The organism is Kitasatospora sp. NPDC057223 (genome assembly GCF_042669755.1).
GTDB lineage: Bacteria > Actinomycetota > Actinomycetes > Streptomycetales > Streptomycetaceae > Kitasatospora.
In genome coordinates this window covers 1-6,207 of record NZ_JBHUWW010000237.1, presented here as the reverse complement: position 1 = coordinate 6,207, position 6,207 = coordinate 1, and the positions used below count along the sequence as shown (strand labels likewise).

Sequence of the window (6,207 nt, the reverse complement as noted above, 5' to 3'; positions counted from 1 at the left end):
GCACCGGTCCCTGGTCCCGGTGCCGCGACCTCGCGTCCGGGGACCGGGCGGGGCGCGGGGGCAGGGGCGGGGCGCGGGGGCAGGGACCGGGGGCAGGGCGTTTTCCGGGCGTTCGACGGGGAGCGCTCTCCTCCGTACTGCGGAAAATGCCGCGCCGAGCCGGTAAGTAGGCGGAGGACCAGTGCAGAACCTTGACAGCCACTGCGCTGGATCCTAGCTTCGGAGAGCGCTCTCACCCCGCGTCACCGAGCGCTCGCACACACCCTCACACACCCTCACCGCACCTTCCGGCTCCTTCCCCCACCCGATTGGAAGCCATGAGGTCCTTCACCCTGCGGTCGCCCGCCCGTCCTCCGGGCCCGCGTCCGCACGCACACCCGCACGCCCGCACCGGCGCGCTCCGCCGACGGCTGACCGGCCTGGTCGCGGCCCTCGTCACCGCCGGCGCCCTGCTCACCGGCACCACCGGCCAGGCGCAGGCCGTGGACACCCCGCTCTCGCAGGGCCGCCCGGTCACCGCCTCCTCGCTGGAGAACGCGGCCTACCCCGCCGCGCTCGCCGTCGACGGCAACGGCGGCACCCGCTGGTCCAGCGCCGCCGCCGACAACCAGTGGATCCAGGTCGACCTCGGTGCCAACGCCTCGGTCAACCGGGTCGTCCTGGACTGGGAGGCCGCCTACGCCAGCGCCTACCAGCTCCAGGTCTCCGCGAACGGCACCAGTTGGGTCACCGTCCGCAGCGCCACCGGCGCGGCCGGGCGGCAGACCCTCGACCTCTCGGCCACCGGCCGGTACGTGCGGGTGCTCGCCACCGCGCGGGCCACGGCCTGGGGCGTCTCGCTCTGGGAGTTCCAGGTCTTCGGCACGCTCGGCACCGGAGCCGTCCCGCCCGGGGCCGTCCGGGTCGCGGAGTTCCTCGCGGACTGCCCGTACAGCCACCGCCTGCCGGACGACCCGATCGTGCTGCCCGGGCTGCCCGGCGGCTCGCACATGCACAGCTTCTTCGGCAACAGCGCCACCGACGCCTTCTCCGACCTGGGACGACTGGAGACATCGGGCGGCACCTGCAACCCGGTGACCGACATCTCCTCCTACTGGGTCCCCACCCTGTACGCGGACAACGTCCCGGTCGAACCGACCGGCACCACCTTCTACTACCTCGGCGAGGGCGTCCGCGACGACGTCATCGCCAACACCCAGCCGCTGCCCCGGGGCCTGCGCATCGTCGCGGGCAACTCGAAGGCGACCGGACCGGACGACAACACCATCGCGCGCTGGTCCTGCCTGCACGCCGGTGAGGTCAACCCGTCCCACAACTTCGTGAACTGCCCGGCGGGCACGATGCTGGAGTCGTACCTCGACTTCCCGCAGTGCTGGAACGGCAGGGACCTCGACTCGGCCGACCACAAGAGCCACATGGCGTACCCCGTGGGCGGCGCCTGCCCGGCCACCCACCCGGTGCCGGTGCCCAAGCTCCGCCAGGTGCTGCGCTACCCGGTCACCGGTGACCCGTCGCGCCTGCGGCTGTCCTCCGGGCCCGGCTACACGATGCACGGCGACTTCTTCAACGTCTGGCCGGCCGCCGAGATGGAGCGGCGCGTCCGCGACTGCATCAACCCGATCGTGAAGTGCGGGGCCGACGGGCGTCCGTGACGTCCCGGCCACGCGGTTCCAGGGCCCGGGCGGGCGGCGCGACCTCCCGCCCGGGCCCGCCGACCCCTCGGAAGGGCATCCCACGATGAGACGAGCCTTCATCGGCGCGGCAGTGGCCTCGCTCGCGGTCTGCGGCGCCCTCGCCGCCGTCGCCCTGCCCGGCGCCGGGGCCGCGCCGGGGCCCGTCGGCGCACCGGCTTCCGCAGGGAGCCGCATGCCGTCGGCCGCGTCCGCGTTCAATCCGACGGACGTGGCGTGGCTCCAGCTGGCCGCGCCGATGACCGAACAGGCCGTCCGGCTGGCGGCGCTGGTGGCCGACCGGGCCGCCTCGCCGCAGCTGCGCGAGCTGGCCACGGCCGTCGGCGCCGCCGACGGCGCCGAACTCGCCCGCCTGAACCGGCTGCTCGCACAGGCCGGAGCCGACCGGGACCGGCCCCACGAGGGCCACGACATGCCCGGCATGACCACCCCGGCGGAGTACGCCGCCGCCGAGCAGGAGAGCGGTCCGGCCTTCGACCGCCTCGTGAGCGGCCACCTGCGCGAGTACCTGGAGCAGTCGGTACACCTCGCCGGCTCCGAGGGCTCGGCGGGCCGCGAACCGGCCACCCGCGAGCTCGCCGCCGACATCGGCCGCAGCCGGGCCGCCGAGCTCGCCCGGCTCGTGCCGTAGGGCGCGCCACTGCCCGCGCCCTCCGGTTCGAGCACGACCGGACCCGGCAGAAGCCGGAAGTCGCCCGGGGCAGGGGACGGCGGACGGCGGACGGCGGACGGCGGACGGCCCGGTGTCCGGCTCGCCCGAGGGCCGGATCCGGGCGGGCCGAAATCTCGTCCGCCGGTTTCTGTTATCGGCACACCGAAGCTGCTGACTCCACCTGTGGGACGTACATTCCGGCCGTCCCCGGTGGCCCGTCCCGACGGTCCGCCGCGACGAGGAGCGAGAGGCAGCATGTGCCCGTTCGAACCACACCCGACGACAGGGCAGCAGTGAGCACCGCACCCCGGCCCGGCGAGCCGCCGGTGCCCGGCACCGAAGCCCCCATGCCGCCCGGCGTCCCGCCGCTGCCCAGGCCGGCCGTTCCCCTGCCCTTCGCCTCCTACCCGAACCAGCCACCGGTAGGGCCGGCGGAGGCCCTCCTGCGGGAGGCCCTGGAACGGGTGCTCGCCCTCGCCGAGCAGTGGGAGGAGACCGAGCCCGACGCGCCGCACACCGTCGCGCTCTGGGAGGCGCTCGGCTAGCCGGCCGGGACGGAGCACGGCCGGGGCGCGGGCACGTCCGGGGACCCCGTAGGCTTCGGGTCTCCCGCCCCGCTCGCGCAGCTTTCTGTTATCCGCGTACCGCAGGCCAGGACTCCGTCTGCGGGATGTACATTCCGGTCCGTCGGGCGGTCCGCCGGACGAGGAGCGAGAGGCACCATGAGCACATTCGAGGACGGCGGCCTCACCACGGCGAGGGTGACGGCGGCGCAGCGGGGGGACGGCGCGGCGCTGGAGGACCTGCTGGCCGCCTGCCTGCCGCTGGTCTACAACATCGTCGGACGGTCGCTCGGGCGGCCCGGCGAGGTGGACGACCTGTCGCAGGAGATCCTGCTCCGGGTCGTCACCGGACTTCCCCAGCTCCGCGATCCGTCCGCCTTCCGCAGCTGGCTGGTCGCGGTCACCGTCCGGCAGGTGCGCTGGCACCGCGCCGCCCAGGTGGAGTCGGTCCCGGCCGCCACCCTGGAGGAGGTGCCGGAGCAGCCCGACCCGCAGTCGGACTTCGTGGACCTGTCGATCCTGCGGCTGGGCCTCACCGGCCAGCGCCGGGAGGTGGCGCTCGCGACCCGTTGGCTCGACCCGGACGACCAGGAGTTCCTCGCCCTGTGGTGGCTGGAGGCCGCAGGGCAGCTCGGGCGGGCCGAACTCGCGGCGGCCGTCGGGCTCTCCACGGCCCACACGGCGGTGCGGGTGCAGCGGATGAAGCAGCAGTTGGACATCTCCCGCTCGGTGGTACGGGCACTCGAACGCCGGCCGGTGTGTGCGGAGCTGGCGGCCCTCACCCACTCCTGGGACGAGGTTCCGGGGCCGCTCTGGCGCAAGCGACTGGCCAGGCACGTGCGCGACTGCGAGGAGTGCACGGCGGGCGCGCGGGACCTGATACCCGCCGAGGGGCTGCTGGCCGGGCTGGCGCTGGTGCCGGTACCGAACGGACACTCGCTGCCGTCCGCGCCGGTGGGCGACGGACCGGCGGGCGACGGACCGGCGGACGTCCCGGGCCCGGGTCCGCGTGTGGTCCGGGACACGGGTGTCGGACGGCGGGCTGCGCGCCTGGGCCGGCGCGCCCTACGGGGCCGGGCCCGGGTGAAGCGCATGGGAATGATCGCGGGCACGGTGGCTGCCGTGGCGGCGCTGGGCGTGCTCGCGGCGAGCCTGAACGGTGGTGATCCGCGTCCCGTCACGGTCTCCGCACCCGTGCTCTCGGCGCCGGCGACAGCGACAGCGACAGCGACGACCGGAGACTCGCCGTCAGCGGCCGCGGTGGAGCCGTCTCCTCCCGCCGCCCAACCGTCCGACGTTCCGTCCGCGACTTCCTCCCCCACGCAGAGCGCTGCTCCGTCCGCATCGGCGCGACCCACGGCCGCGCCTTCGACGAAGCCCGCACCGACCGCCTCCACCACGCCGGCCGCGGCACCGGCACCCGTGGCCCAGCCGGTCCGCGGCCAGAAGAAGGGCGTGTCGACCTGGGCCTTCGACGGGGTCGGCACCGCCCTGACGGGCTCGGGAGCCTCCTGGTACTACACCTGGGGGCCGGACCATCAGGGCATCACGGGGCCGGCCGGCGTCGAGTTCGTCCCGATGATCTGGGGCTCCGCCGCCGTCGGCAACGGCTCCCTGGCCAAGGCCGCCCAGCAGGGCAGCGGCACCCTGCTCGGCTTCAACGAACCGGACCTCGCGGCCCAGTCGAACCTGACGCCGCAGCAGGCCCTCGACCTGTGGCCGAAGCTGGCGGCGACCGGACTCACCCTCGGCAGCCCGGCCGTCGCCTACGGTGGCGCCGATCCCGGCGGATGGCTGGACCAGTTCATGCAGGGCGCCAGGAGCCGCGGGCTCCGGGTCGACTTCATCGCCCTGCACTGGTACGGCTCGGACTTCCGGACCGCGGAGGCCGTCGGGCAGCTCAAGCAGTACCTGGAGGCCGTGCACGACCGCTACGGACTGCCGGTCTGGCTGACCGAGTTCGCCCTGATCAAGTTCTCCGGGGGCACCAGCTTCCCGACCTCCGACCAGCAGGTCGCCTTCGTCAAGGCGTCGACCGCCATGCTCCAGGGCCTGCCCTTCGTCCAGCGGTACGCCTGGTTCGCGCTGCCGGCCACCGAGCCCGGGGCGACGGGCCTGTTCCAGCCCGGGGGCGCACCGAACGCGGTCGGCTCCGCCTACGCGGCAGCGGGGCGCTGACCACTGCCCCGATCGGCGCAGCCCGGCCGCCTCGCCCTGGGGCCGGGCAGCCCGGCCGGCCGGTGGAGGCGGCCCCAGGGCGAGGCGAAGCCGAAACGGAGGCCGGGCGGCCATGTCCGGGTTCCGTAACAGTCCGGGGGCCTATGTCCGGCAATCGTCACAAGGCCCGACCCGGGCGGATGAAGCCGGCCCCTGCCGCGCATAGACGAACTGTCGGGCAGAAGACCTGACGCACGTGCAGCACACGGGGGAACACAACATGGGTACCACACAGCGAAGTTGGAAGATCTACGCCTGCGGGGCAGCGGTGGTCGCCACCCTCCTCACATCCGCGGCCTGCAGCCCCGACGACCGGAGGACCGGGGCGGGCGCCACACCCGGGCCCGGCACCCCGGGCACGACGGCATCCCCCGTACCGGGGGCCCCGGTCACACCCGCCGCCACCACGCCCGGCGGTACCACGCCCGGCAGCACCTCGTCGGCCACCGCCACACCGTCCCGGACCCCGGGCAAGTCGCCGACGCCGCCGGCCGGAACGGGCACGCCCGCGGCCCCCGCCCCGGCCGTCTGCACCGAGGCCGACCTGTCCGTCTCCGCCTCGAACGAGGGCGACAAGGGGAAGCCCCTCAGGTACATCCTCCTCACCGCCACCAACACCGGAAAGACGACCTGCAACGTCTACGGCCACCCCTTCGTCAAGCTCGGCGCCGACGCCCAGGGGCTGGTCCCCGTGATCAAGGACAGCGACCCGGGGGCCGTCTCCACCCTGGCTCCGGGCCAGAAGACGTACGCCGCGCTGCTCGCCACGGGCGGCAAGATGGACGAGTACTACGCGCGCACCCTCACCGTCGCGGTTCAGCGCGGTGAGCACGACCCCACCGCGGGCAAGCCGGTCGACGTCGCCCTGCCCGGCGTCGACTCGGTACCCGCCGACGACGGCCAGACGGTGACCTACTGGATGACGGCCCAGGGTCTCGCCCTGCGCTTCATCATGTCCCGCTGAAACGAGTCCGGTTGAGCGCCCCGCAGCGGCATTGCCGCGACGGGGGACGCGACGGGGCCGGGGCCCCGGCGGACGCCTGGCGGTAGCGCAGGTCGCGGGGACGGCGGCGGCGGGGTGGAC

The 6,207-nt window shown here is 74.6% G+C and carries 5 protein-coding genes; all 5 read left to right on the top strand.

All coding sequences use genetic code 11. The features are described 5' to 3' along the window. Nucleotides 1-317: 317 nt before the first annotated feature. The 5 genes from ACFUK0_RS39110 to ACFUK0_RS39090 all read left to right on the top strand — a co-directional run bounded on the left by ACFUK0_RS39110 (nucleotide 318) and on the right by ACFUK0_RS39090 (nucleotide 6,087). Nucleotides 318-1,652, top strand: coding sequence for a DUF1996 domain-containing protein (locus ACFUK0_RS39110; RefSeq protein WP_380258665.1), 1,335 nt, complete (start codon nucleotides 318-320; stop codon nucleotides 1,650-1,652). A gap of 85 nt (nucleotides 1,653-1,737) precedes the next feature. Continuing rightward, nucleotides 1,738-2,322, top strand: coding sequence for a DUF305 domain-containing protein (locus ACFUK0_RS39105; RefSeq protein ID WP_380258663.1), 585 nt, complete (start codon nucleotides 1,738-1,740; stop codon nucleotides 2,320-2,322). Between the two features lie 314 nt (nucleotides 2,323-2,636). Then, on the top strand, nucleotides 2,637-2,888 hold the full coding sequence (locus ACFUK0_RS39100; RefSeq protein WP_380258661.1) for a hypothetical protein: 252 nt from the start codon (nucleotides 2,637-2,639) through the stop codon (nucleotides 2,886-2,888). Nucleotides 2,889-3,065: 177 nt separating this feature from the next. After that, a complete protein-coding gene (locus ACFUK0_RS39095; RefSeq protein ID WP_380258659.1) occupies nucleotides 3,066-5,084 on the top strand; it encodes a sigma-70 family RNA polymerase sigma factor in 2,019 nt (672 codons plus the stop codon). Nucleotides 5,085-5,343: 259 nt separating this feature from the next. Beyond that, complete coding sequence (locus ACFUK0_RS39090) at nucleotides 5,344-6,087, top strand: DUF4232 domain-containing protein (RefSeq protein WP_380258657.1); 744 nt, start codon at nucleotides 5,344-5,346, stop codon at nucleotides 6,085-6,087. Nucleotides 6,088-6,207 lie beyond the last annotated feature (120 nt).